This window comes from Rothia mucilaginosa, from assembly GCF_964211445.1.
In the GTDB taxonomy this organism is placed as follows: Bacteria; Actinomycetota; Actinomycetes; order Actinomycetales; family Micrococcaceae; genus Rothia; species Rothia mucilaginosa_E.
Genome location: NZ_CAXOQT010000002.1, coordinates 83,165 through 110,002, shown reverse-complemented (window position 1 = coordinate 110,002; position 26,838 = coordinate 83,165). Strand labels below are relative to the sequence as shown.

Genomic DNA, 26,838 nt, shown 5'->3' with positions numbered 1-26,838 from the left:
TTTACGGGGCTTCTTCTCCCCTAGCCTGGCTTTTCAGGCTCTATCCGCTCGACTTCTTCGCTCGCTTCACTCACCATACAGTTTTTTGTAGAAGGGATAATGATGTCTTCATTCTTCACACCACGAGGTGCCTCGCACCACCCGGCGAGCGCCCGTGCGCTCAGCCTATCGTTGCTGCTGGGTTTGAGCCCGCTTGCAGGTATCACTCCAGCGGCACTGGCGGCGCCCGAACACCCGGCGCAACCGGCACAGGTTGCACCCGCTCAGGCAGACCCGGAACAGGCGACCCCAGCCTCCCCCGCTGCAGCTTTGGTTCAGAAACAAGCAGACAACCAGCAGAATCCTGTAGCCCAGGGCGAGCAGACCAGTTCGCTACCGACTCTGCGCGTCACTAGCGGAGCGCTAAGAATTTATGCTGGCGGCACGGTGCATGTTGAGGGTACCGGCTTCACTCCCGAGTTCTTGGCACACCATGAGCTGCGTAGCCTCATTATTGCGCCCAAGGGTTCTTCTACCTATGTGGGCCCTTACCAGGAGCCAACATACCAGGGGCCGCGCTTTGATGTTCCGAGGCTTTCAGCAGACGGAACTTTCAGCGCTGACTTGGAAGTATCCTCCAACGGTATACCTGCAGGCATGGAGTACGAAGTTATCTTGACCTACCGCCCGCTGGATGACGCACACCCCTATCAGTGGAATACTGAGGATCATATTCGTACGGTGCTCCCTGTGACGAATGATTTTCCGGCATCTGTTCTGCCTTCTATTACCTATGATGTGGATTCTATTTCTGAGGAGCAGATTAATTCCGGAAAACCGATTGAAATCAATATGACGGGTTCGGGTTTTGACGGGATGAATAAGCTAAGTTTTACTCTCGTAGAATATGACCCGACTGCAAATGTTACCCATAAATATCTCAAGGAGCTGGAGCATTTTGACCCTTCAGATTCTCCGTACTTGAAGCGGGTTTTTCATGGTCTGATTCCTAACGGTCATTTTCAGCGTAAGATTACGATTCCTGCCGGTTTTTTAAAGCCTGGTAAGGGGTATTATCTGAGCGTGGTTGGATCTTATCCCTCTGGGGTTGATTCTTCTCCCTTCGGCATTAACGCTATAGCGCGCGATTTCCCCTTCATTCCTGTGGGTAAGAAACCCGCGAAAATGCCTTACCAGAGCAATACGTACCGCAATACTCTTCCGAAGGTTTCACTGTCTCCTCAGACGGTTGATCCGTACCATGCAGGGAAATATAAAGTTACTATTTCTAACATTTCCCCGGAAGTTGATTTGGGGTATTACGTCAAATCCGTCGACATTTATAGTAAAACCGCTCGAAAGACTATCGTCGGAATTACTGACATTCCTTACTTTGATCATGACATTATTGTTGTCCGTAACCCTGACGGTACCCGCACCGTAGAACTTGAAATTGACTCTGCAGTCATCAAGGAGTTGCAGAATGTGTACCTTGGTTCTGAGGCAGAGCTGAGGGTAACTTTCTCAGATTCTCTTTATCAGAAGGGTAGTCACATTTTTACGGTCACTGCGCCCGTGCAGCTGGCTGCTCCTCCGACCCCGATAAATCCTCCCGCATCTGATGAAGTGCGTTTGAGTGTCACTTCAGGTACCCTCAATATTTCTGAGGGCGGCACTGTCTCTGTGACGACTGCGCCGCTGAGTGCTGAGTTCCGCAAGAAGTACACGCTCTTCGAGTTCGGCATTGTGGAGCGAGGGAAGGACTACGAGTGGTCAAGCTACGGCAGTAAGCTACCTGAAGCCCAGTACGGTAAGAGAGTCGCTACCCTTCGAAATCAGGGGAAGGTTCATGAAAACCCTGATGGAAGCATTACGTTCACCTTTGATGTTCGCAAGCAAATCTTTGATGTACCCGAGGACACTCTCTTCGATGTCGTGTTGACGTTCTACCCGTCTGATGAAGCTGAGCCGGATTTGCGTTGGGAGTCGACAGACCGCCGTCTTACGGCACGAGCTTCTCTGCCGGTAGTGCGTGACCCTGAGCCGGTTCAGCCAACGTACCGCTACAGTCTCTCGGCAATTGACAAGCCGTGGCAGGATACCACTTTGACAGTTGAGGGCTACCATATCCTCGATCCTCATGCGGTAGGTGGTCATGAATCGGTTGCGCACCTCACCCTCTACGAGGCCGACCCGGCCACCGGAAAGATTATGGGACGCCCTGTTTTCTCCGGCATCATTCCGCTGACAGAGTGCGGACAACTTTGCGGCGGATTCCATAATCGTTACTTCAGCACGGAGATGACAATTCCGGCGGGTACGTTGAAGCCGGGCAGGCTCTACATGATTGGCATCTACGGTTCTAATCTGCCTCGTCCTGGCGAAGAGGAGTACAGCGGTAGCCTACTGACCAGTGTCGCTGAGTTCCTTCCCGTGCGGTCTACGCAGCCTAACCCTGACCAACCTGTAGCGCGTCCGGACTTGTACATTCTGAATAAGCGCATCAGCCCGTACGAGGAGATGAATACCCTCACCGCGCGTGTCTCGAATCTTCCGAAGCTTACCGATGGTCATTACCGTTTCTCGGTTCAGGCAACGGATGATTCTGGCGAGCCAACCGGCGAGAAGGCCCTGGAACAGGTCATTCCTGCTGAGCGCCTTCAGAATGGTTCTACGGATGAGAAGCTGAATATTCCCGGTAGCGCTCTGAATTATGAGGGGTCTTACAGGGTTGTTCTGGAAAAGGTAACCCCCGGCAAGGATGGCGCCGCGGACACGGTCGAGCAGGTCACTTCTGAGGGCCTTGAGCTCTTTGTAAGCTACACTGCGGAGCGGGAAGCGGCTGTTGAGTGGGTTAAGCAGCAGGCTCTTCTGGATGAGCATAAGGCTGTGCTGAGTCGCCGCGATGTCACGGTGGCGCTGTACCGCCTGGCGGGCGCGCCTCATGTTGAGCTACCTGCAACCAGCCCTTACGCGGATGTAGCCCCGGATGATCCAGACTATGCCGCGTACATTTGGGCTCGTCAGAAGGGTATTACCTTCGGTTGGGTCGATGGTAAGTTCCACCCGGAGGCGAACCTTTCGATTGCCTCGACGGTGGCATTCCTGTACAGGTACCAACGAGCGCTAGCCCCTGCGTCTTCGCCGGAATCGAGCAGTTTGCCGTCTTCGTCTATACCGAAGAGCGATACGTCAGATAGCAGTAATGTACCGGAGGAGTCTCCCACACGGGATTCACGTTCGCGCGTGCACTGGCCTGAGTATGAGCGTATGGATACTGCGTTCTGGCGGGAATCATTGTGGGCTACCCAGCAGATTATCTGGGGATACGCAGAATATTATCGAGGCCACGGTGAGAATTTCAGCTTGGATACTGTTTCCTCTTGGCAGTTCTCACTGATGCTCTACCGTATGACGCACGGTGGAAGCCACCTCAGGTAACGCCCGGTTGTGGTGAGGGGGTAACCGGTGGGCTGGAATGTTCGGACTAGTTCGGCTTTTCAGCCCACCGGTGCCGCCCTTTCTATTCGCCTCTCCAGGATGCTTCTTCTCCCCTGTTCGGGGTTTTCTTTTCACGCTTTATCCACTCGCTTCACCTGTTTGCTCGTTTCATTCACCGTACAGTTTTTTGTAGATGGGATAATGATGTCTTCATTCTTCACACCACGAGGCGCCCCTCCGCACTCCGATACCCCGCGCCGCCCGGCGAGCGCCCGCGTGCTCAGCCTGTCGTTACTGTTGGGTTTGAGCCCGCTTGCCGGTATCACCCCGGCGGCGCTCGCAACACCGGCCCAGGCGGCATCTGACCGGCCGACTCAGGTTGCCCCCGCTCAAGCAGCCTCCACCTCCCCCGCCGCAATTCTAGAGGACGCTAACGAGTCCGAGCAGACGCTTCCGCATGTGCGAGAAGAGCCCCGCAACCCTGAAATGGACGGGTTTAAAGTCTCTCCCGAGACTCTCAACATTTCTCGAGGCGGCACCGTAACGCTGACGACGCCTCCGCTCAGCGCTGAGTTCCGTCAGAATTACGAATTCTACGAATTTTCTCTGGTCGAACGCGGTTCTTCTTACTTCCATCTTGGGCACAACTACTTCCGCACGCCGGGTACCCAGTACGGCTACGTCTTTGACCGTGACCCCAACCCGGAGCAGATGGTAGAAAACCCGGATGGGAGCTACACCTTCTTCCTCAATGTTAAGCCGCTCGTTATTGAGGCTGAAGAAGGCACTCTTTTCGACGTCATTCTGACGTACTACCAGAAGGGGTACCATCCGGGGCCTTGGCAGTCTGACCTCCGTCTCGTGGCGCGTGCACCTATTAATGTTGTGCAGGACCCTAAGCCTACCGAGACGAAGTATATTTTCGGTACCTCCGCGATTGATGACCCGTGGAAGGATACGACTCTGACGCTTGAGGGGTTCCACATTACTGCGAGCGGTAATCGTGAATACCTGGGAGGTCCGGCGCTTCTGGCTCTTTATGAAGTCGACCCGAAGACCGGAAAGATTGTAGGCGAACCGGCATTCACCGATTGGATTCTGTATACGGATTGCGGTGAGTTCTGTAGCGGCTTCCTGAATGAGCATTTTAAGACGTCTATTACGATTCCTGGGGGCACGCTTAAGCCGGGTAAGGTCTATAAGATTGGTTTCTACGGTTATGACCGTCCGGATGATGAGAAGTACCCCGGTGAGTTGCTGAAGGATGTTGCTGATTTCATTCCGGTACGTTCGCCTAATAAGGAATCGGCTAGCCCTGAGATGTATCTGAAGGCTACGACGATGAGCCCTTATGATGGGGAAAATATTCTGCCGGTACGTGCTGTGGGTCTGAAGAAGCAGCCTGGGGTTTCTTACCGTTTCTCGGTGCAGCATGTTGATGAGCAGGGACGCTTGACCGGTCAGAAGGCGCTGGACCAGGAGATTGTTGCTGAGAGCATCCATGACGGCACGGTGGATGAGAAGCTGAACGTCCTCGGTGAGGCACTGAATTATGACGGCTCGTACAGGCTCGTTTTGGAGAAGGTGACTGCCGGTAAGGACGGTGCGGTTGAGTCGGTTGAGCAGCTTATTTCGAAGGACCTGCAGCTGGAGGTGACGAAGGATAAGGAAGGCGATGTTGCCTGGGAGTGGTTTAGGTATCGTCAGATTCTTCCTGAGTTTTCTGAGTCAGGTAGGAACAGCTATATGACGCGCCATGATATCACGGTGGCGTTGTACCGTCTGGCGGGTTCGCCAAAGGTTGAGCTTCCGGCGACGACTCCTTATGGAGATATCACCCCGGATGACCCGGATTATGCGGCATATATTTGGGCTCGTCAGCAGGGTGTGACCTTTGGCTGGATTGACGGGAATTTCCACCCGTATGTGCAGCTTTCTCCTCGCTCTATTGTTGCGTTCCTGTACAGGTATCAGCGTTCGCACGGTAAGGTGTCCCCCAGCTTGCCGACTGCCGCACCTCAGCCTCGTAATGGTAGCTTGCCGGGGTCGAAGGATTCTGAGCTGAGCACTAAGAATTGGGCTACGGAGTTGGAGGAGGGTAGCGCTTTTTGGCGTGAATCTCGGTGGGCTGTACAGCAACGTATTTGGGGCTACGCCAAGGATGGGCGACACGAGTACTTTACGTGGGAGCAAACGCCCACCGAAGACTTGGCGTTGATGCTGTACCGCATGGAGCACGGCGGCAGCCACCTCAAGTAGCCGCCTCAAGTAGTTGCCGTGAAGTAGCTATTTAAGAGTCACCTCCTGCGGCAACACGGCATGTTGTTGTAGTGCTTTACAATCGGTGATGGCGGGCTGAAATTTTCGGGCTGATTCGCCCGGCTTTTCAGCCCGCCAGCACTTTCGCTAAGACGCACTGTGCACCCCTTTTTCTACTCAACTTTTCGTTCATTTCTCCCCTTCCACTCAACGTTTTCCCTCACTCACTTCAATCACCGTACAGAAAGCCACCGTGCAGAAAACCACTGTGCAAGAAACACCGTGTAAAGCCCCGGTATAGAAAGCACAGTGCAGAACATTAGATGGGATAACCGTGTCTTCTTTCTTCCGACCAACCACAACTCAGGGCGCTAAGACGCCTGCCCAGAAAAACCGCCTTCAAAATACCCGGGGCAAAAAGGCGATTAGCCTCTCCCTGCTGTTGGGCATGACCCCACTTGCGGGTATTACCCCGGCGGCACTGGCGGCGCCGAACCAGCCTGCGCAAGCGGATGCGGCGAGCCCCGCCTCCCCTGCCGCATCGTTGCAGGCAACCCCCGTAGCTGCCGCCCCCGCTGCCTCAGGTACAGGTGCCGCAGCCACTGGCGTCAGCGATGCTGACAAGATTGATTTGAAGGTCACCACCGGCACCCTCAATATTTCTCAGGGCGGCACGGTGTCCGTGACGACTTCCCCGTTGACCCCCGAGTTCCGTAAGAAGTACAAGCTCTTCCAGTTCGGCCTCGTGAACCGTGGTACCGGTTACGAGTGGTCCCGTACCGGCGAGGCAACCCAGAATCCCCTGTACCGCGGCAAGGTCGATCATCTTCGAGAAGACGGTATCGTCCGCGACAACCCGGACGGGAGCCTCACCTTCACCTTTGAGGTCAAGAAGCAGACCATCCGGGCTACCCCTTCGCCTGCCCTTGACGTGGTGCTGACCTACTACCCAGCGGGTGAGCGCGAGCCGAGCATTGAGGAGTATGAGGATCCCCGTCTTACTGCCCGCGTTCCGCTCAGCCTGACTCAGGACCCTGAGCCGGATCATACTACTTACGTGTACAGCATGCCGGCGATTAATAACCCCTGGGTTGATACGCAGCTGACGATTGAGGGCTACCATATTCTCTCTAAGCAGCTTCTTGAGCCGGGGAGCGCCCCGGCGTATCTGATGCTGTATGAGGTTGACCCCGCCACGGGTTTGATGGTGGGCAAGCCCGTTTTCACTCATGCGGTTCGCTATACGGATTGCGGTGAATACTATTGTTGGAGTTTTCTGAACAACTATTTCTCTGCGGATGTGACAATTCCTGCGGGTACTCTGCGACCGGGTAAGTCGTACATGATTGGCGTCTACAGCGGTCTCTTCCCGAATCCGGATGAGGAGAAGGTACCCGGTAGCCTCTTGACGGATGTTGCCCCGTTTATTCCGGTGCGCTCGCCCAACCCGAACACCGAGGTGAAGGATGCTGCCCCGGTGCTGCGTGTTGAGTCGCCGCAAATGAGCCAATATCATTCTGACTCACCGCAGGTGAGCCCCTATTGGGAGAAGAACACGTTGCAGGTGCGTGCCGTGAATCTGCCGAACCTCGCTGAGGGCCATTACCGCTTCTCGCTGCAGGCTACGGATGCTTCTGGCAATCTGACGGGTCAGAAGGCGTTGGAGCAAGATATTGCGGCTGACCGCATCCAGAGCGGTTACACGGAGGCTACGCTCACTATTCCTGGTGAGGCACTGAATTATCAGGGCGGTTATAAGCTGGTGGTGGAGAAGGTTCTTCCCGGTCGGGGTGGTGCCGCGGATTCTGTGCAGCAGGTTGTTTCTACTGACCTTGGTTTGGTGGTGAACGCGTTTGAGGAGCGTGAGGCTGCGAAGAGGTGGTACAAGGCTCAGCATCTTCCCAAGTCAGAGTCCTATTTTTCTGAGAATTTGACGCGCCGTGATCTGACGGTGGCTCTCTATATGTTGGCGGGTTCGCCGAAGGTTGAGCTTCCGGAGACCAGCCCGTATCCGGATGTTCAGCCTAACGACCCGGACTACGCCGCATATATTTGGGCTCGCCAGAAGGGCATTACGTTCGGTTGGATTGATGGTAATTTCCACCCGGATGCAAAGGTTTACGATTCTTCGGCGGTGGCGTTCCTGTATAGGTATCAGAGGGCGCAGGGTAAGGTTCCTGCGGCGAAACCTCGTCCTGTTTCTTCGGCGTCAAAGAAGAGTAGCCTGCCGGATGGTTCTTCTGAACGCGGGTGGAATACTGTTCTCGGCTGGCATTACTCGTTCCATAAGGAGTCCCAGTGGGCGATTGATCAGCACATTTGGGGCTATATCAGCGAACAGTCTATCTATGAGGCGTATGGGCAGTCGTTTATTGGGCACACGGAACTCGCTACGATGCTGTACCGTATGGAGCACGGCGGCAGCCGTCTCACATAGTGTCTCGCCGTGGCGTTAGCTATTTTGGGTAGCTTTCGTCAAATAGGCGACTTTACGACCCTGTTTATGTGCCACTTTTATTGTGAGTGACTTTTATGTTGCTTTGCCCACCGCATTGTGAATATTCTCAACCTGCAGAGGTTGCATAGGTGTGAATTTTTCGAATGCGGTGGGTTTTTTGTGCTTTCTTTTTTGTACAGTGACCAGTGTTTGTGCTTATCAGCACACTATTTAGGCATATTTTCCACATCATGCAGACACTTTTTAAAGCTATACTTCACCTTAAGATATGCAACAAAACACACAGACATTTTCGCGCTGATGACCTTTCAGGTTCCAGCACGTCTTATCTATTTGCTACGGTGTTTATGCGCACCACACTCGATGCGTGACACCGATAAAAACTGATTGGATTACAATGTCCTCACTTCCCAACCACATGCGCTTTGCGCTACCCAAAAACATGGCCAAGAGCGGCTGCGCCATCACCCTGGCGGGCGCCATGCTCTTGCCCCTCTCCCCCGCATTTGCGGCGCCTACTGCTACTCCGGTAGCAACCCAGGCTGTTGAGCAGGGCGAGGCTCAGGGTGCTCAGCGTCTGCAGGTTACCTCCGGCACTTTTGACATTCTCAAGGGCGGCAACGTGACGGTTAGCGGCTCCGGTTTCTCCAAGGACTTCGTCAAGGGCAAGTCGTTCCGCCTGTACGTTGTTCCGAAGGGTGAAAGCGTTGCTTTCCCGCCGCACCGCCCGCGTGATTACCCGTTCTATGTTCAGGATGTTCCCGCGTCCGCTTTTGCGGCTGACGGTTCCGTGAACCTGACCGCTTCTATCGGCGCTAACTATCTGGAGGCCAATGGCTCGTCCTTCGATGTTGTGCTCGGTTACCGCGATGACGCTGAAGACGGCTGGATTCCCTCGGATGAGGTTCGTGCTGAACTGAAGGTTGCGGATGTTCCCGCCGTTGATTCCCCGACCCTGTCGTACGGCGCTTCGTCGGTGAATGCTTCTGAGAACACTAAGGTCACCGTGAACGGTGCTGGCTTCCAGAACATTTCGTACAACGGTAGCGAGTCGCTGATTGTTGCGGTTCGTGCGGTTGATCCGGCGACCGGTAAGGCGACCGGCCCCGCACTGGCGCAGTCGGAGGCTAAGTTCACCTCCTACTCTGCTTTCTTTGGTCAGTACATGGGTTACACCAACGGCCGTTTCTCGACTGTTCTGGACATCCCGGCGGGCACCCTGAAGTCTGGTAGCTCCTATGTTGTGCAGACTTTCGAGTTCAACGTTCCGGAAGATAACGATGAGGCGAACAGCCAGGCGCTGAGCACTCAGGCGTTTGTTCCGGTGAACGGCGAGAACGTTAAGAAGGCGTCTCCTTCGGTTTCTTTGAGCACTGACAAGGTGGATCTGAGCTCTTCGACCACTATCCGTGTGAAGGGTAAGGATTTCGACGTTCCCGCTGGTGCTACCGTGAACGTGCTGTTCTCGGCTGCTGAGGCTGACGGCAACCCGACCGGTGAGGCTCTAGATAGCATCACTCTGAACGCTGACCGTGTGGCGACCGGCGCGTTTGAGACGACCGTTAACGTTGACGGCACCAAGCTGGATGAGGATAGCCACTACGCTATTTTCGTAACCATCAACTACGCCGATGGTCAGCGTGAGCGCATCGCGGCTGATTACCTGACTCTGACCGGTGAGTCTGCGAACAAGAAGGCTCGTGAGCGTTTCGCTGATGTTCCGGCTGCTCACGCGAACCACAAGGCTGTTCTGTGGGCTGCTGATCAGAAGCTGATTGATTCTCGTGAGAAGGATTGGTTCGGCGTTAATGATGATGCGACCCGCGGCGAGCTGACTGTTGCGCTGTACCGCATGGCTGGTTCCCCGAAGGTTACCCTGCCGGCTACGAGCCCGTACCCGGATGTGAAGACTGATGACCCGAACTACGCTGCGTACATTTGGGCTCGTCAGAAGGGCATTACTTTCGGCTGGTCTGATGGTAAGTTCCACGCGAATGCGTCTGTTTCTAACGCTACTGTTGCGGCGTTCCTGTACCGTTTCGATGGTAAGAAGTCGGTTGCTGTGGCTGAGGCGCCGTACACCGATGTGAAGGTCGGTTCTGCGTTCTACCGTGAGATTGCTTGGGCTAAGCAGCAGAAGCTGCAGGTTTTCCCGGGTTCTGAGTACCACCCGTCTGCGCTGGTGAGCCGTGGTGAGCTGGCTGGTTTCTTGATGAACTACAAGGTCCGCTAGGGTTTTGCTAGTTCGCTGGGTTTAGGTTCTAGGGATTATGCCGGGCTGGCGGCGATGAAACGTTGGTTTCATCACCGCTGGCCCGGCTTTTCTGTGCCCTTGCGGGGCAGCTACAAGGTGCTTACAGGGCGCCTCAAGGGGCGTGATCGGAGCTGTTGTCCGCTAATGTTCCGCGGTTTTTCGGGGTCTTTTTGCCGGTTGCCACGCTAGTGTGGGCTGTACCGCATGTGGGGCGCACCTCATGCGGTACCCGCTATTGGGCGGATTTTTGGGGTGCTCCACTCCCCTTTTTAAGAATGTTCTGTGGAGTGTAAATTAATATTTTTCAAGCTGTGGTTTATGCTTAGGACTGTTGGGCCCCCTTGGTGCGCGCCCTTATCCGGCTGGGTGCGTAGAACTATAGGGAGCCCATTACACACCGATACATCAACCACATTGAGGATTTATGTCCCAGGATTTTAAGCAGTCGACTGATACTGCCCATAATTCTTCTGCACCTCTGCTGGCACCGGAGGGCACCTCCGAGGCTTCTTCTCAGGCTGAGTCGAAGAAGCGTAAGCGCCGCCGTATTGAGCTGGCTGTTGGCGCTGTGGCGCTGGCGGGTGTTTTGTATCTGCCGTTCTCACCTCTTTTCTCTTTTTATGATCCGTCGGAGGCGCGTCTTTCTTCGGCGGATACTGCTGCGCCGGCGACCGCTTCGGCGATTTCTACTTCTGCTCTGGTGTCGAGTTCTTCGACCCAGGGCCCGAAGATTCTGCGTCCGTCCGTGACCGCGCCGGATGCGAACACTATTTTTGCTGATGCCCCTGAGGATTCTGCGTACTATGCGGGTATCCGTTGGGCTGTTCGCACCCAGACGATGGAGCCGGTTTCTGAGGACCAGTTTGGTGCTGAGGATCCGGTGGCTCGTGGCGAGTTGATCACCATGTTCTATAAGCTGGCGGGTGCGCCGGCGGTGGCCCGTCCGGAGCATTCGCCGTATGCGGATGTTGATGAGTCTGACCCGAACTATGATGCGTACCTGTGGGCGCGTCAGGAGCGTATTACGTCCGGTTGGGTTGATGGTAAGTTCCATGCGGAGGCGCGCCTGTCGAATGCTTCCGCTGCGGCGCTTCTGTACCGCGCTGATGGTGCGCAGAAGATTCAGATGTCGGGTACTTCCCCGTTTAGCGATGTTTCGTCTGCGACTCCGTTCTACCGTCAGATTGTGTGGGCTTCGCGCCATGGCGTGTCGACGGTGTCTGAGGGTAATGCTTTTGAGCCTACGGCTCAGACGTCCCGCGGTCGTGTTGCGATGATGATGTACCTATACTTCCGCACTTCGTAGTTTTTACACTTCGTATTTTTGACGCTTTGCTTTAGCGTTTGGTTAGTGTGTTTGGCGGCCCTGTGCTCCTTGTTGGGAGTGCGGGGCCGCTCGTATTTTGAGGACTGTGCGCGGGGTTGCCTGGGGGTTGGGGCCGCCTGGGTTTTGGGTTTCCTGTGCGCAGCATCATGCACGCAGTGAAATATTTCGGAAGGTTCAAGTTTTTCTTGAGTAACGTACCAATTTCTACTTGAAGGTTTGTTAGGGTGAGAGTGTTTCCTGAACCGATGGGGACACTCAACCACTTCTCATTGGGTTGGTGCAGATTCGACGGAGATTTCTCATTCCTATTTAGAACCTGCATCGGCGCAATGGACATGACCGATAAGGAATGTTTATGTCCGCTCTTCCGAACTCTAAGTCTTCACTCCTGTATGCAACTCGCAGCTGCAGTGCACTGGCGCTGGCGGGTGCGATTATTCTGCCGGTGACTCCGGCGCTTGCCCAGAATGCTACTGCAGATACTCCTGTAGCGGCTGGTTCTCTGCCGGGTGATCGCGTCCGTGAGAATCCCACTGATACTTCTACTGAGTTTAATCCCCATTTGGGCTACCACTCGTTGCAGAACACTGACGAGGATCAGGTTCTGGACTTCTGGGGTTGGGGGTTTGAGGGTGATTTTAACTCCCCGAAGGGTGTTCAGGTTGTTGTGCGAGAGGTGGGTTTGAACTCCCCGGTTCTGGTGGTTAGCGACATCGTTGAATATAACCACGAGAATCTGGCTTTCGCTTACCAGAGCGGCTACATCCACGGTACGGCGAAGATTCCGGCAAACACCCTGGATAAGGAAAAGGATTATGTTATCGAGGTGTGGGGTAACAACGGCTATGAGGGCGACGAGTTCATTACCCCCGTCGTGGGTCAGGCACCCGAGGGTCGCGGTACCCTGCTGGCTACCCAGGAGCTGGACTTCGAAGGCTCTGACGGCACGACAGCTGCGGATATTCCGGGTAAGACCCCGCAAAAGGTTACGTTCAGGTATCGGTACGACGGCGAGGATTCGTACCTGTACACCGCTGAGGGCGGCACCATCCATGTGAAGGGTTGGGGCTACACCAAGGAGTGGCATGAGAAGCACGGCAAAGTAGTGTTTTATATTGCTACTTCTCGGGGTGTTCCTGACGACGGTGATTTCCTGCCTGCTAAGGATGTGTTGCTCCGTTTTGAGGAGGGTAAGGATTTCACCATTGCTGAAAACGGCACCCTGAATGCTCAGTTGAGGGTCAAGCCCGGTGAGCTGCAGAACTACTACGAGCCTCGCATCCCCTTCCCCGGTGCTCCGAGTTACGAGAAGCGTTACGAGGTGAATTATGAGATTGGCATGTTTACCGAGAAACAGGGTCAGCCCCAGATGACCCTTGATGATCTGCGGGCTGGCAAGAACGTACTGTTTCATAGTGCGCTGTACACTCAGGCGTTCCGACCCAGCCCGTTTGCTCCCAAGGTGGAGTACAAGGCTCTGGGTGATACTACCGCTGATCAGAACATTTACTTCTTGGGTACCGGCTTCTACGGCCAGTTTAACTTCTCCAGGGGTGTTCAGTATGTGATTCGTGAGAAGGGCTCAAACACCCCGGTTCTGGGGACGAGCGACATTTTTGAATATAACCACCCTAGCCATATTTCTGAGTTCAAGAACGGCAAGGTACGCGGCGTCGTGAAGGTTCCGGCGAATACTCTGGATCCGGCGAAAAAGTACGTGGTGGAGGTTTGGACTAACAACGGCTACAAGAACGGCGAGAATGCCGGCCCTGTGGTGGGCAAGGCACCTGAGGGTCGCAGTGAGCTGTTGGCTTCTCAGGACCTGAACTTCAAGGGGTCTGACGCTGATGAGGGTAAGCAGCCCAGCCTGACTGATGAGCAGCGTAAGGAACGCGCTACCCGCGGCGAGCTGACGGCGGCACTGTACGCTCAGGCTGGTAGCCCCAAGGTGGACCTCCCGGCGGTCTCCCCCTGGCCGGATGTAAAGACCACCGACCCGAACTACGCCGCCTACGTATGGGCTCGCCAGAAGAGCATCACCTTCGGCTGGTCTGATGGTAAGTTCCATGCGGAGGCAAGCATCTCGAACGCTACGGTTGCGGCGTTCACCTACCGTGCAGCGGGTTCCCCTACCCTTGATCATGACTGGCACTCGTACACTGATCTGACCCCGGATTCTGCGTTCTTCCGTGAGATTGTGTGGGCTGGTCAGAACAGGGTTGCGCTAAGCACCAGCGGCACGTTTGACCCCAAGCATATGGTGACTCGCGGTGAGCTGGAGGTTCTAATGATGGCTTTCTAGGTTCGCTAAGATAGCCCCCTCTGAATAACCCCGTGTTCCCGAATGGTTTTTCTGTTCGGGAGCACGGGGTTCTGTTTTTCGAAGTTCAGCGTGCTGGGTTCTTAGCGGCTGGTCAACCTGGGAAAACCCTCAGAACCTTCAAGTCTCTCTTGAGTGTTCCTGACATCTGTTCAACCCTTTGCTAGGGTGAAAGTGTCCCCTGAATCGACGGGGATATTCGACCATTTCTCATTGGGTTGGCGCAGATTCGACGAAGATTCCTCACCACCTTTTAGAAACTGCATCGGCGCGATGGGTTCGACCGATAAGGAATGATTATGTCCGCTCTTCCGAATTTCAAGGCTTCGTCCTTCTTCCGTGCAGCACGGGGTTGCGGTGCATTGGCGTTGGCTGGCGCGATGGTTTTGCCGATGGCTCCGGCACTTGCCCAGAATGCTACTGCAGATGCGCCTGCAGCTGCGGCGGCTGGTTCTCTGCCGGCTGACCCTGCTCCGAAGGCCGCTGTCGCCCAGAAGGCTGAGGCTGATGCTTTCGCTCCTCATTGGCGTTACAACGCTCTGACTGATACGTCCAAGGATCAGGAGCTTCGCTTCTCCGGTTGGGACTTCAACGGTGACATTCAGTCCCCCAAGGGTGTGCAGATTCTTGTTCGCGAGAAGGGTTCGAACACCCCGGTTCTGGCTATTAGCGACATCATCGAGTACAACGACCCCGAGTATTCGTCCCAGTACCAGCATGGACTCCTCAACGGTAACGTTAAGATTCCCGCTAACACCCTGGATACGGCGAAGCAGTACACCGTTGAGGTGTGGGGTAACAACGGCTACGATAACGACGAGTTCATTACCCCTGTCGTAGGTAAGGCACCCGAGGGCCGCGGCACCCTGCTTGCTTCTCAGGCGCTGAACTTCAATGGTTCTGATGGTTCGCAGGCTGCGGATGTTCCGGGCGCTAAGGCCACCCAGGAGTCTACCCCGACGTTTGAGGTTCTGTACGACGGCAAGGCTCAGCTGCTGTACACCTCCGAGGGCGGCGCCGTTCACGTGAAGGGTTCGGGTTTCACGAAGGAATGGCGTGAGAAGCACGGCAATGTGGCTGTTTATATGACTGCTTCTCAGGGTGTTCCTGCTGGCGCTAATCTTTTGCCCGCTGACGATGTTCTGCTCCGTTTTGAGGAGGGTAAGGACTTCACCATTGCCGAGGACGGCACCCTGGATGCTCAGCTGACCGTCAAGCCGGGCGCTCTGCTGAACTACTACGAGCCTCGCAACTACTTCCCCGGTATCCCGCGTTACGAGGTGCGTTACGAGGTTGACCTGGTTGCTGAGAAGCAGGGCGACCCCCAGCTGACGGTTAAGGACCTGTGGGCTGGTAAGAACGTGGTGCAACGTATTGCGGTACAGACTCAGGCGTACCGCCCTGAGAAGTTTGCTCCCAAGGTGGAGTACAAGGCTCTGGGTGACACCGCGGCAGATCAGGATATTTACTTCTCGGGTACCGGCTTCTACGGTGAGATTGCTTCCCCCAAGGGTGTTCAGTATGTAATCCGTGAGAAGGGTTCGAACACCCCGGTTCTGGCAACCAGTGACCTTATTGAGTACAACCACCACGACCGAGCCTTTGAGTTCGTAAACGGTGAGCTGTCCGGTAGCGTCAAGGTCCCGGCGAACACTCTGGATCCGGCGAAGAAGTACGTCGTGGAGGTGTGGGGTAACAACGGTTACGAGGACGGCGAGTTTGTCGCTCCCGTGGTGGGTAAGGTACCCGAGGGCCGCGGTACTCTGCTGGCTTCTCAGGACCTGAATTTTAAGGGTTCTGATGCGTCCAACACTGATGATAAGAAGCCTAGCCTGACCGATGAGCAGCGCAAGGAACGCGCTACTCGCGGTGAGTTGGCGGTGGCTCTGTACCTTCAGGCTGGCGCGCCCGAGGTGAAGCTGCCGGAAGTCTCTCCCTGGCCGGATGTGAAGACTGACGACCCGAACTACGCTGCGTACATTTGGGTTCGTGAGAAGGGCATCAGCTACGGCTGGTCGGACGGCAAGTTCCACGCTGACGCTGGTATTTCGAACGCTACCGTTGCAGCGTTTACTTACCGTGCGGCGGGTTCTCCTGCGGTGACGGGTAATTCCCCCTACGTGGATGTTAAGCCTGGTGCTCCGTTCTATCGTGAGATTCTGTGGGCTAGCCAGAACTTGCCTACTGTGTACGGTGGTCAGTATTTCCTTCCTAAGCAGCTGCTGACTCGCGGCCACTTGGAGACTGTTCTGACTGCTTTCCAGTCTCGCTAAGCTAGCTCGCTAAACTGGCTCTACTTATCGACTAGTCGCACGAATAACCCCGTGTTTCCGAGTGGTGTTTCTATTCGGGAGCGCGGGGTTCTGTTTTCGGGGTTTAGCTTGCTGAGTTTAGCTTGCTGGGTTCAATTTTTAGTGGCTGATCAACCCGTGAAAAACCTCAGAACCTTCAAGCCTCTCTTGAGTGTTTCCTGACATCTGTTCACCCCTTTGATAGGGTGAAAATGTCCCCGAAACCGACGGGGATATTCGACCACTTTCTCATTGGGTTGGCGCAGATTCGATGGAGTTTTCTCACCCCCAGGAACCCTATGAACCTGCATCATCCCGGTGGGTACGACCCGTTAGGATGATGTATGTCCACGCTTCCGAACTCCAAGTCTTCTTTCCTCCGTGCAGCACGGGGTTGCGGTGCATTGGCGCTGGCTGGCGCGATGGTTTTGCCGATGGCTCCGGCGCTTGCCCAGGATGCAGCACCTGCCGCTAATGCACCGGCAGCAAATGCTGTAACCCCCAAGCCGGCAGCTCAGGACGCTGCCGCGCAGCCGACGTACTCCACCGACTATGACGGCATTCTGTACACCGGTGAGGGCGGCACCGTGACTCTGAAGGGTACCGGTTTCACCAAGGAATGGCGTGAGCAGCACGGCACCGTTGTCTTCTACATTGCTGCCACGAAGGATCGCCCCGGTAACGCCGAGCCTTCAACGTCGATGCTCCGCTTTGAAGAGGGTAAGGACTTCACCATTGCCGATGACGGCACTTTTGAGGCAAAGCTGACCATCAAGGCTAAGGCTCTGGAGAGTTTCTACACTCCCATCGATTATTTCCCGGGTATCACCCTGGATGAGGTGCGTTACGAGACGGGTATTTTGACCGAGGCTAAGGGCCAGCCGCAGTCGAGTATTGAGGATATTTGGGCTCGCAAGAACGTTATCGCCCACCACCCGATGTACACCCGCGCCTACCATCCTGAAGTCATGGCACCTAAGTGGAAGTATGATGCTCTGAAGGACACCACGAAGGATCAGGAACTGCTGGTCCAGGGTGAGGGTTTCGTTGGTGAGGAGCTGCCCGGCCGTGAGGGTGCCATGTACGTGATTCGTGAGAAGGGCACCGGCACCCCCGTCCTGGCGATGAGCGATATGAAGTCCTACTATGAAGGTCCCGATGGCGTAACCCGCCTGGAGGGAGGCACTCTTTACCGCACCATCAAGATCCCCGCAAACACTCTGGATCCGTCTAAGCAGTACGTCATTGAGGCGTGGAGCGACTACGACTACGACCTCACCAAGAAGGACAGGCCCCTCATCACCCCGATTGTGGGTTTGGCGCCGGAGCACCGCGGTGTTCTTATGGGCCGTCAGGATCTGAAGTTTGAGGGTGTTCAGGACTTCGCGGATGCTACCGTGCCTAAGGGAGAGTACAAGAGCCTGATTTCGAAGCTCACCTACCAGGAGCAGCAGCAGCGCGCTACTCGCGGTGAGCTGACGGCTGCGCTGTACGCTCAGGCTGGTAGCCCCAAGGTGAATCTCCCGGCAGTCTCCCCCTGGCCGGATGTGAAGACCACCGACCCGAACTATGCCGCCTACGTGTGGGCTCGTCAGAAGGGCATTACTTTCGGCTGGTCGGATGGTAAGTTCCACGCGGATGCAGGCATTTCGAACGCTACGGTTGCGGCGTTCACCTACCGTGCAGCGGGCTCTCCGGCTGTTTCTGGTGTTTCTTCGTTCACGGATGTTAATCCGAGTTCCGCCTTCTACCGTGAGATTCTGTGGTCCACGCAGCAGTATGTCATTAATCCGGATTTCGGCGCTTTTAATGCGACGGACCTGGTGAATCGTGGTCAGCTGGAGCAGATGCTGTTCAACTTCCAGAATCGAGCTAAGTAGAACGGTGCCAAGTAGAACCAAGCCAAGTAAGGCGGACTATTTCTAAGCTGAATACCCCGTGTTCCAGAATGGTTTTTCTATTCGGGAACACGGGGTTTTCTATGCCCGTTTTCTCTGCTTTTTTCTGCACTATTTTTGGGTGCTCGCGGAATCATTGCGGCACAAAAATTCAAAACTTTCAACTATTCCTTGAGATTTCTCGCGACTTCTCATTAAGGGTTTGATATGCTGAGGCTACCCCCAAAACCGATGGGGATAATCAACGATTTTCTTATTGGATTAGCGCAACTTCGACGGTGAAGATTCGGCCGGAAATCATCCTGCAGGAATTGCAAACATCCAATGGGACGTACCATAAGGATGCTTTATGTCCTCACTTCCGAGTTCTAAGTCTTCATTCCGCCGTGCAACGCAGGGTTGTTGCGCTCTCATGTTGGCTGGCGCTATGGTTCTGCCGATGACTCCGGCGCTGGCTCAGGATACAGCACCGGTCACTAACATTTCTACCCCTAACGCACCGGTTGCCAATACCGCGTCCCCGGTTTCTCAGGACGTCACGGATGGGCCGTCTTTCACCATTGATTATGGGGAAGGCGCTGCTTTGTACACCGATGAGTACAACCAAATTACGGTGAAGGGCACCGGCCTCACCAAGGAATGGCGTGAGCAGCACGGCAAGGCAGTCCTTTACATTGCCGCTACAGAGTATCATCCCGATAACGTTGAGCCTTCAAGGTCGGTGCGTTTCTTTGAAGAAGGTTGGCGTTTCCCTATTGCCGATGACGGCACTTTTGAGGCAGAGCTGACGATCAGATATGGCGACCTGGAGAGTTTCTACACCCCCGCTTATGGGGTCCCGTATTTCCGCGGGGAGGATGTGCACTATGAGATTGGCATCCTCACCGTGGGCGAGGATCAGCCGTGGCCGACCATTGAGGATATTTGGGCTCGTAAGAACGTGGCTATTCACAAGCCAATATATACCCGTCGCCATCCTGAAATTATCGGGGCCCACTGGAGGTACGATCCACTGAAGGACACCACGAAAGATCAAGAGCTGATGATTAAGGGTGAGGGTTTCAGCGCGTATGAGCTCCCCGGTCGTGAGGGTGTCATGTACACGATTCGAGAGAAGGGCACCGGCACCCCCGTCCTGCTCATGAGCGAGATGGAGCGCTACTACGAACGTAGCGATGGCGTAATGGCGCTGTGGGGAAACGCTGTTTACCGCACCATCAAAATTCCCGCGAACACTCTGGATCCGTCTAAGCAGTATGTCCTTGAAGCATGGAGCGACTATGGCTATGTCAACCAGACGGATAAGACTCTCATCACCCCGATTGTGGGTTTGGCGCCGGAGCACCGCGGTGTCCTTATGGGCCGTCAGGACTTGAAGTTTGAAGGTCTTGAGGAATTCACGAATGTATCTCTACCCAAGCCCAAGTATAAGCATCTCTTCTCAAAGCTTAGCGATGAGGAACAGCAGCAGCGTGCTACTCGCGGTGAGCTAGCTGCGGCACTGTACCTTCAAGCTGGCGCCCCCAAGGTGAACCTCCCGGCGGTCTCCCCGTGGCCGGATGTAAAGACAGACGACCCGAACTACGCTGCGTACATTTGGGTTCGTGAGAAGGGCATCAGCTTCGGCTGGTCTGATGGTAAGTTTCATGCGGATGCAGGTATTTCACGCGCTACTGTTGCGGCGTTCACCTACCGTGCAGCAGGTTCCCCAGCTGTTTCCGGTGTTTCTTCGTTTACGGATGTGAATCCGAGTTCCGCCTTCTACCGTGAGATTTTGTGGTCTGCTCAGCATGGTGTCATTAACCCGCAGAGGGGTATTTTTGAGGCGACCACGATGGTAAATCGTGGTGAGCTGGAGCAGATGATGTTTATTTTTCAGAACCGCACTGACTATGGTGGGTTGCTTCTAGTCTGAGTCATAACCCCGTGCACCCTGAGAGTCTTCTTCTCACCGGGTGCGCGGGGTTCGGTTTTTATCGGCTGATCAACCTGTGAAATACCTCAGAACCTTCAAGTCTCTCTTGAGTGTTCCCTGACATCATTTCGAAGGTTTGATAGGGTGAAAATGTCCCCGAAACCGACGGGGCTTCCACCCACTTTTCTCATAGGGCGCAGCAGATTCAACGGCGAATTCCCTACCCGCCGGTGAACTCGCAGGGCCCTGCGAGAAACAACTTTTAAGGATGTGTTATGTCCTCGCTTCCGAGCTCTAAGTCTTCATTCCTCCGCGCAGCTCAGGGTTGCGGCGCGCTGGCGTTGGCTGGCGCCATGGTTCTGCCGATGGCCCCGGCGCTGGCTCAGAATGCCGCTCCTGCCGCTGATGCAGCCGTTGCTGCCGCCACCCCGCAGGCAGGTAACCAGGACGCTGCGGATACCCCGACCCTGGATGTATCCATCCCTGACGGTTACAAGTACGACGGCGTGAACCCCTTCCTCATCACGACCGAGGGCGGTACCGTTCATGTGAAGGGTGCGGGGTACACCAAGGAGTGGCGTGCTCAGCACGGCACCGTGGCGCTGTACATTGCCCCCGCGAACTACGCACCGTCCGGCTACGAGATTCCGACTTCGAAGATGCTGCGCTTCGTGGAGGGTCAGGACTTCACCATTGCCGATGACGGCACCTTTGAGGCTGACCTGAAGGTTGAGGCGTACAAGCTTGCCGCCTACTACTTCGTTGATGATGACAACTTCCACGATCCGACCGGCGGCACCAAGTACGATGTCCGCTACGAGATTCACGTGGTTGCTGAGCAGAAGGGCCAGAAGCCTCTGACCGCTCAGGAGCTGTGGACCAGCAAGAACGTGGTGAGCACCCAGGTGCTGAGCACTCTGGGTGAGAAGCCGGCACCGTTCGCACCGCGCCTGGGCTACAACGGTGTGGCTGATCCCGCGAAGTCGCAGGATCTGAACGTTGGTGGCCAGGGGTTCAACGGCGATATCCACTCCGTTAAGGGTGTTCAGTTTGTGGTTCGTGAGAAGGGTTCGAACACCCCGGTTCTGGCAACCAGTGACATCATCGAGTTTGATCACCCCACTGAGTCGTCGGCGTACCGTGACGGCAACCTGTACGGTAACGTGCATCTTCCGGCAAACACTCTGGATGCTTCGAAGAAATACGTGATTGAGGTGTGGGCTAATGACGGTTACAGCGAGACGGGCGAGCTGCTCGCACCGGTTGTGGGCAAGTCCACTGAGGGTCGCGGCACCCTGCTCGCATGGCAGGACCTGGATCTGAACGGCACGAACGGTTACAAGGATGCGAACCTGCCCAACGCTCAGGACCCCAAGAAGGACGACAGCCAGAAGCCTGATCCTTCCGATGAGAAGCTGAAGACCCCCGCAACCCGCGGTGAGCTCGCGGCCGCCCTGTACATTCAGGCGGGCACCCCCGAGGTGAAGCTGCCCAAGACTTCTCCCTGGCCGGATGTGAAGACCGACGACCCGAACTTCCCCGCCTACGTGTGGGCTCGTCAGAAGGGTATTACCTTCGGCTGGTCGGACGGCAAGTTCCATGCTGATGCCGGCATTTCGAATGCTACCGTTGCGGCGTTCACCTACCGTGCGGCTGGTTCGCCCGCAGTGACGGGCAACTCTCCCTACAGTGATGTGGCTCCGGGTTCGGCGTTCTACCGCGAGATTCTGTGGGCTCAGCAGAACAAGGTGGTGCTGAACGCTAGCGGTGCTTTTGACGCTCAGCATATGGTGACTCATGGTGAGCTGGAGACTCTGATTGAGGCGTTCCAGGCTCGCGCTAAGTAAGGTCGCTTAGACCGCCTGCGTCTCCCTCGTACCTTGAGGGAGAGTGCGGCGCATCGGATAGTTCTCTGAATCCCCCGTGTTCCCGAATGGTTTTCTATTCGGGAGCACGGGGATCAGCTTTTAACAGCTACCGCTGTGTGAGATTTCCAAGAACCTTCAAGTACCCCTTGAGTGTTTCCTGACAATCGTTCAACGCTTTGATAGGGTGAGGATATCCCCGAAACCGAGGGGGGATTTTCAACCACTTTTTCTCATAGGGCGTGCGCAGATTCGACGGTAGATTCTCAGCCGGCCGGTAAGCTCGCGTAGCCCCGGAGAAATGACCTTAAGGATGTCTCATGTCCTCGCTTCCGAACTCTAAGTCTTCATTCTTCCACGCGGCTCGGAACTGTAGCGCGCTCGTACTGGCGAGCGCGATGGTCCTGCCGATGACCCCGGTGCTGGCCCAGGACGCAGCCCCCGCCGCAAATGCACCTGTGGCTAACGTGCCGACTGCCAATACCCCCGCTCCTGCAACTCAGGATGTCGCGGATGAGCCGTCTTTCACCGTTGTCTATGAGGATTACTACTACCAGGACGGCCGTGACGTCTTCATGCAAGAGGGCGACGGCCTGTACACCGGTGAGGACAGTAAAATTACGGTTGTGGGCACCGGCTTCACCAAGGAGTGGCGTGAGCAGCACGGCAAGGTGGTTATCTATATCGCACCCGAGGAGAACGTCCCCTATAACGCTCTGCAGATTACCGACACTCTTCTGCGGTTCGAGGAGGGCAAGGACTTCACCATTGACGAGGACGGCACCTTTGTCGCTCCGCTGAAGGTTGAGGCTAATACTTTGCCGAGTTACTACACCCTCACGGAGTATTTCCCGGATATGACCCTGGACAAGGTGCGTTACGAGGTTGGCATCCTTGCCGAGCCCGAGGGTCAGCCGCAGTCAACCGTTCAGGATATTTGGGCTCGCAAGAACGTTGTGACGCATCATGGTCTGAGCACCAATGATTATCACTTCGATACCTTCGCACCTAAGTTGAAATACGATGCTTTGAAGGACACCACGAAGGATCAGGAGCTGCTGATTCAGGGTCAGGGCTTCGTAGGGACTGACATCCCCGGCGTTGAGGGCATGATGTACGTCATTCGCGAGAAGGGCACGGGTTCCCCCGTCCTGGTTATGAGCGAGATGAAGCATTACGTCCAAGGCGATGATGAGTACGAGAGGAGCCTGGAGGGAGGCTTCGCTTTCGTCAATCTCAAGATTCCCGCGAACACGTTGGATCCGTCCAAGCAGTACGTCATTGAGGCGTGGAGCGACTACGGTTACCCGAGCAAGACGGATAAGACTCTCATCACCCCGATGGTGGGTTTTGCCCCGGAGCACCGCGGCGTTCTTTTGGCGCACCAGGATTTGAAGTTTGAAGGTGTCCAGCGGTTCACGAATGCTTACGTACCCGTAGAGGAACGTATGTACTTCTCGACATCGCTGAACGACGAGGAACGGAATCAGCCCGCCACCCGCGGTGAGCTGGCTTCCGCCCTTTATGAGATGAAGGGCAGCCCCAAGGTGGATCTCCCGGCGGTCTCCCCGTGGCCGGATGTGAAGACGGACGATCCGAACTACGCCGCCTACATTTGGGCTCGCGAAAAGGGCGTTACTTTCGGCGGACCTGACGGAAAGTTCCATGCGGAGGACGGTCTCACGAATGCAACCGTTGCCGCAATGATTTACCGTGCGTCTGGTTCACCGGAAGTATCGGGTGTTTCGTCCTTCCCGGATGTTACTCCGGATTCCGCGTTCTACCGTGAGATTCTGTGGGCTACCCAGCAGAATGTTATTACTCCCGAGACTGGCGTGTTTGAACCGAATCATGCTGTGACCCGCATTGAGTTGGACTGGATGTTGTTTTATTACCGGCATCGTGTGCTGAACCCCATCACTACCGGCTTGTATCGCATCGCCAACTAAGTAGGCAGGGCCGGTTCTAGCCCGGGCACCTCGTCACGATGGACGGGGTGCCCGGGCTCTTACGCACTGAGTACGCTCTGAGGGAATCCGCGCGGATTCTTCTAGAGTTCTCGCCCCTAGAATTCTCGCCTTAGAGTTCCCATGCGGGGGCTGCGGCGGTGCTTGCCGAGTGCGCATCCTGACCGGTTGCCACGCCGGTGGAGACGGTGAAGTCCCACGGGTCGGTGTTCAGCGCGGACAGCTTCGTTTCGATGGCGAAGCCGCGCTCGGCGAGCAGGGCACGCAAGCGGTCGGCTGCCGAACGCAACCACAGCGATTCACTGGCCGGATGGGAGCAATCAATTAGCGCAATATTGCTGCCGGTAACGCGTGCGGTTTCACGGAACTCGCTGGCGGGGTGGTGACGCAGGTCTGCGGTAATGTACACCTGCGCGTCGGTGGCGCGCACAGCGTCGAAGAGGGAGTCACCGGCACCACCGCAGAGGGCGACGCGGCGGATCGGCTGGTCGGCACGTCCGGCGATGCGCAGGCCTCCGGCGGTTGCGGGCAGTGCCGCGGCGAGGCGCTCGGCGAGCTCCTTGAGGGTGATTTCTTCGGGCAGGGTGCCGAGGCGGCCGGTACCTACCGCGTGCTCCTGCTCGTCGAGCACCTGGGTCTGTGCCTCGGTGAGCGGTTCGCGGTCGATGAGGCCGATAGCGTCGCAGAGTGCTTCGTTTACGCCTTCGACGGCGGCATCGGCGTTGGTGTGCGCGCCGAGCAGGCCACATCCGCCCTCGATGAGGGTGTGCAGCACGTTGCCCTTGTAGTCGCTGTCAGGGATGAACTTTGCGCCGCGCAGCAGCAGCGGGTGGTGGGTAATGAGCAGCTGCGCACCTTCGGCGATAGCCTCCTCGGCGGTAGCGGTGAGGGCGTCCACCGCGAAGAGCACGGTGCTCACTTTGGCGGCAGCGCGACCGGCGACGAGGCCGGAGGCGTCCCATCCGGCGGCGAGTTGCGGCGGGAAGAGCGTGTGGAAGGCGTCGACGACTTCTGCGAGGGTGGGGGTTTCTAGTTTTTCAGTCATACCTCTATTGTGGCAGGTGGCGCGGCGGGAGTACTGGCGGTTTACGCTGATGCAGGCGGGAGCTCAGGAATATCTGCCCGCCCTGCGGTGTTCTTTAGGTAGTGTGGATTTCTAAGTGTTAGTTCAAGGCTAAATATTCGAGGAGGAATCATGACTGATGTTGTTCTTGCCGGCGGCTGCTTCTGGTGCCTGGATGCGGTGTACCGCCAGTTCCGCGGCGTTGAGGCGAGCGTCTGCGGTTATACGGGTGGTGAGACTCCCGACCCTGATTATCGTTCGGTGTGTTCGGGTACGACCGGTCACCAGGAGGCGCTGAAGCTCAGCTTTGACCCGCAGGTGATTGACCTGGATACGGTGCTGGATATTTTCTTCACGAGCCACGACCCGACTAGCTGGGATCGTCAGGGTGCGGATACCGGTTCGCAGTACCGTTCGGTGCTTTTCTACGCTGATGAGCAGCAGCGTGAGGCGTTTGAGCGTGCGGTGGCGCGTGCTCAGCAGCTGTATTCCTCCCCCATTGTTACGGAGATTAAGCCGCTGGGTGTGTTCTATGAGGCTGAGGAGTATCACCAGAATTATTACGCATTGAATCCGGCGCAGGGTTATTGTGCGTTTGTGGTGAGCCCGAAGGTGGCGAAGGCGCGCCGTAATTTTGCGCATCTTCTCCGCTAGGTTGTACGCCTCTCCAGTTATTTTGCCCCGCGGCTGTTGTTCCTTCTTCGAAAATATTCGGAACAACGGCCGCGGGGCTTCTTCGCCTATACCCGTCTATACCCGGTTGCACTCCCCTGTGCTCGGCTATGCTCGGGTATTTGTTGTTCGCCGGTTGCTTTACGGTGGCTCTAAGGTGTGCCCGGTATGATGGGGGTGTCGACTCACTCCTCCTCCTCATCTGTTGACCTCTTCGAAAGACTGCTGATGACTAGCTCTTCTTCTAAGTCCATCGCTTTGAGCCGCCGCGCCGTATTGGGTGTGGGCGGTATTGGTCTTGCCGCTGTGGTGTCTGCGTGTGCGCGTACGGTGCATCCGCCAGCTGATGTTGCTGAGTCTGGCTCGGCGAGCGCGAGTGCTTCAGCGAGCCCGTCTGCTTCGTCGGCGCTACCGCCTGCGAATAAGTCGTATCAGGGTAAGGTCATCTTCGATAACTTTGAGAAGAACGGCGAGTATGTTCCTGCTACGGCTGAGCAGAAGGCGCAGAACGTACCCAAACCGATCATGCCGGAGAAGGTGCAGGAGCTGAGCGTTGACGGTATTTATGCGCTGATTGGCTATTGGATTTCTAGTTTTAATTATTTGGCGCTGACGGGTGATATTGAGCCGTTGAAGAAGACGGATCCGAGCAGCGATTACTATAAGGAGCTTGAGCCGATGGTTAAGCTCTATGAGACGGGGCGCGGCTGGATTTATGACACGAGTGAGCCGATGTCTGTGTACCTGTTGACGGATACTCCCACGCAGATTGAGGGTGACCGTATTCGTTATTTCTGGCGTGCTCGTTCCCTGGTTGATCAGAATGCGAAGAGGCATCTGACCGAGGGCGATAACCGCGATAAGTCCCTTGTGGGGGCTGAGGATTCTCAGGGCCAGGCGATGCGGATTGTTGTGGAGTATAAGGAGGGTGCTTGGTTTATGAGCACTCAGAAGGATAAGGATGCTGATAAGAGCTCGGATTCTGCGAGCCCCTCGGCTTCCTAGTGCACTAATTGCAGCTTTTTGGGTTTCTTCTACTCAAAAGTATATGAATAGCAACATTTGATAGTCATTCACACACTTTAGGGTATGATAAGGGTGTCAACTCACTCTATTTCCTTTGTTGACC

14 protein-coding genes are annotated in these 26,838 nt (G+C 55.8%); 13 read left to right on the top strand and 1 reads right to left on the bottom strand.

Annotation, left to right across the window (positions count from 1 at the left end; genetic code table 11):
* Positions 1-99: 99 nt before the first annotated feature.
* The 11 genes from AB8E48_RS01000 to AB8E48_RS00950 all read left to right on the top strand — a co-directional run bounded on the left by AB8E48_RS01000 (position 100) and on the right by AB8E48_RS00950 (position 23,956).
* Positions 100-3,420, top strand: a complete 3,321-nt coding sequence (locus tag AB8E48_RS01000; protein ID WP_368885469.1) for a siroheme synthase — start codon at positions 100-102, stop codon at positions 3,418-3,420.
* Positions 3,421-3,621: 201 nt separating this feature from the next.
* On the top strand, positions 3,622-5,679 hold the full coding sequence (locus AB8E48_RS00995; protein ID WP_368885468.1) for a superoxide dismutase: 2,058 nt from the start codon (positions 3,622-3,624) through the stop codon (positions 5,677-5,679).
* A 448-nt stretch (positions 5,680-6,127) separates the two neighbouring features.
* Complete coding sequence (locus tag AB8E48_RS00990) at positions 6,128-8,116, top strand: S-layer homology domain-containing protein (protein WP_368885467.1); 1,989 nt, start codon at positions 6,128-6,130, stop codon at positions 8,114-8,116.
* Between the two features lie 418 nt (positions 8,117-8,534).
* Entirely contained in the window at positions 8,535-10,370 is a 1,836-nt protein-coding gene (locus AB8E48_RS00985) for an S-layer homology domain-containing protein (protein ID WP_368885466.1), read from the top strand.
* A 445-nt stretch (positions 10,371-10,815) separates the two neighbouring features.
* Positions 10,816-11,697: a lysozyme gene (locus tag AB8E48_RS00980; protein ID WP_368885465.1), complete on the top strand. Its 882-nt coding sequence runs from the start codon at positions 10,816-10,818 to the stop codon at positions 11,695-11,697.
* Between the two features lie 376 nt (positions 11,698-12,073).
* The gene (locus AB8E48_RS00975; protein WP_368885464.1) at positions 12,074-14,020 is read left to right on the top strand and encodes a gluconolactonase; all 1,947 of its coding nucleotides are present in this window, start codon (positions 12,074-12,076) and stop codon (positions 14,018-14,020) included.
* Between the two features lie 317 nt (positions 14,021-14,337).
* Positions 14,338-16,311, top strand: coding sequence for a gluconolactonase (locus tag AB8E48_RS00970; protein ID WP_368885463.1), 1,974 nt, complete (start codon positions 14,338-14,340; stop codon positions 16,309-16,311).
* Positions 16,312-16,673: 362 nt separating this feature from the next.
* Positions 16,674-18,209, top strand: a complete 1,536-nt coding sequence (locus AB8E48_RS00965) for a peptidase (protein WP_368885462.1) — start codon at positions 16,674-16,676, stop codon at positions 18,207-18,209.
* Between the two features lie 367 nt (positions 18,210-18,576).
* Positions 18,577-20,142 (top strand): S-layer homology domain-containing protein, encoded by a 1,566-nt coding sequence (locus AB8E48_RS00960; RefSeq protein WP_368885461.1) that lies wholly within the window; start codon positions 18,577-18,579, stop codon positions 20,140-20,142.
* Positions 20,143-20,417: 275 nt separating this feature from the next.
* Positions 20,418-21,989, top strand: coding sequence for a gluconolactonase (locus AB8E48_RS00955; RefSeq protein ID WP_368885460.1), 1,572 nt, complete (start codon positions 20,418-20,420; stop codon positions 21,987-21,989).
* Between the two features lie 338 nt (positions 21,990-22,327).
* Complete coding sequence (locus AB8E48_RS00950) at positions 22,328-23,956, top strand: S-layer homology domain-containing protein (protein WP_368885459.1); 1,629 nt, start codon at positions 22,328-22,330, stop codon at positions 23,954-23,956.
* Between the two features lie 130 nt (positions 23,957-24,086).
* Here the strand turns inward: AB8E48_RS00950 and AB8E48_RS00945 are convergent, their stop codons facing one another.
* Complete coding sequence (locus AB8E48_RS00945) at positions 24,087-25,019, bottom strand: Nif3-like dinuclear metal center hexameric protein (protein ID WP_368885458.1); 933 nt, start codon at positions 25,017-25,019, stop codon at positions 24,087-24,089.
* Between the two features lie 150 nt (positions 25,020-25,169).
* Between AB8E48_RS00945 and msrA the strand changes: the two genes are divergently transcribed.
* Positions 25,170-25,691, top strand: coding sequence for a peptide-methionine (S)-S-oxide reductase MsrA (msrA, locus tag AB8E48_RS00940; RefSeq protein WP_368885457.1), 522 nt, complete (start codon positions 25,170-25,172; stop codon positions 25,689-25,691).
* A 246-nt stretch (positions 25,692-25,937) separates the two neighbouring features.
* Entirely contained in the window at positions 25,938-26,714 is a 777-nt protein-coding gene (locus tag AB8E48_RS00935) for a DUF6318 family protein (protein WP_368885456.1), read from the top strand.
* Positions 26,715-26,838: the final 124 nt, after the last annotated feature.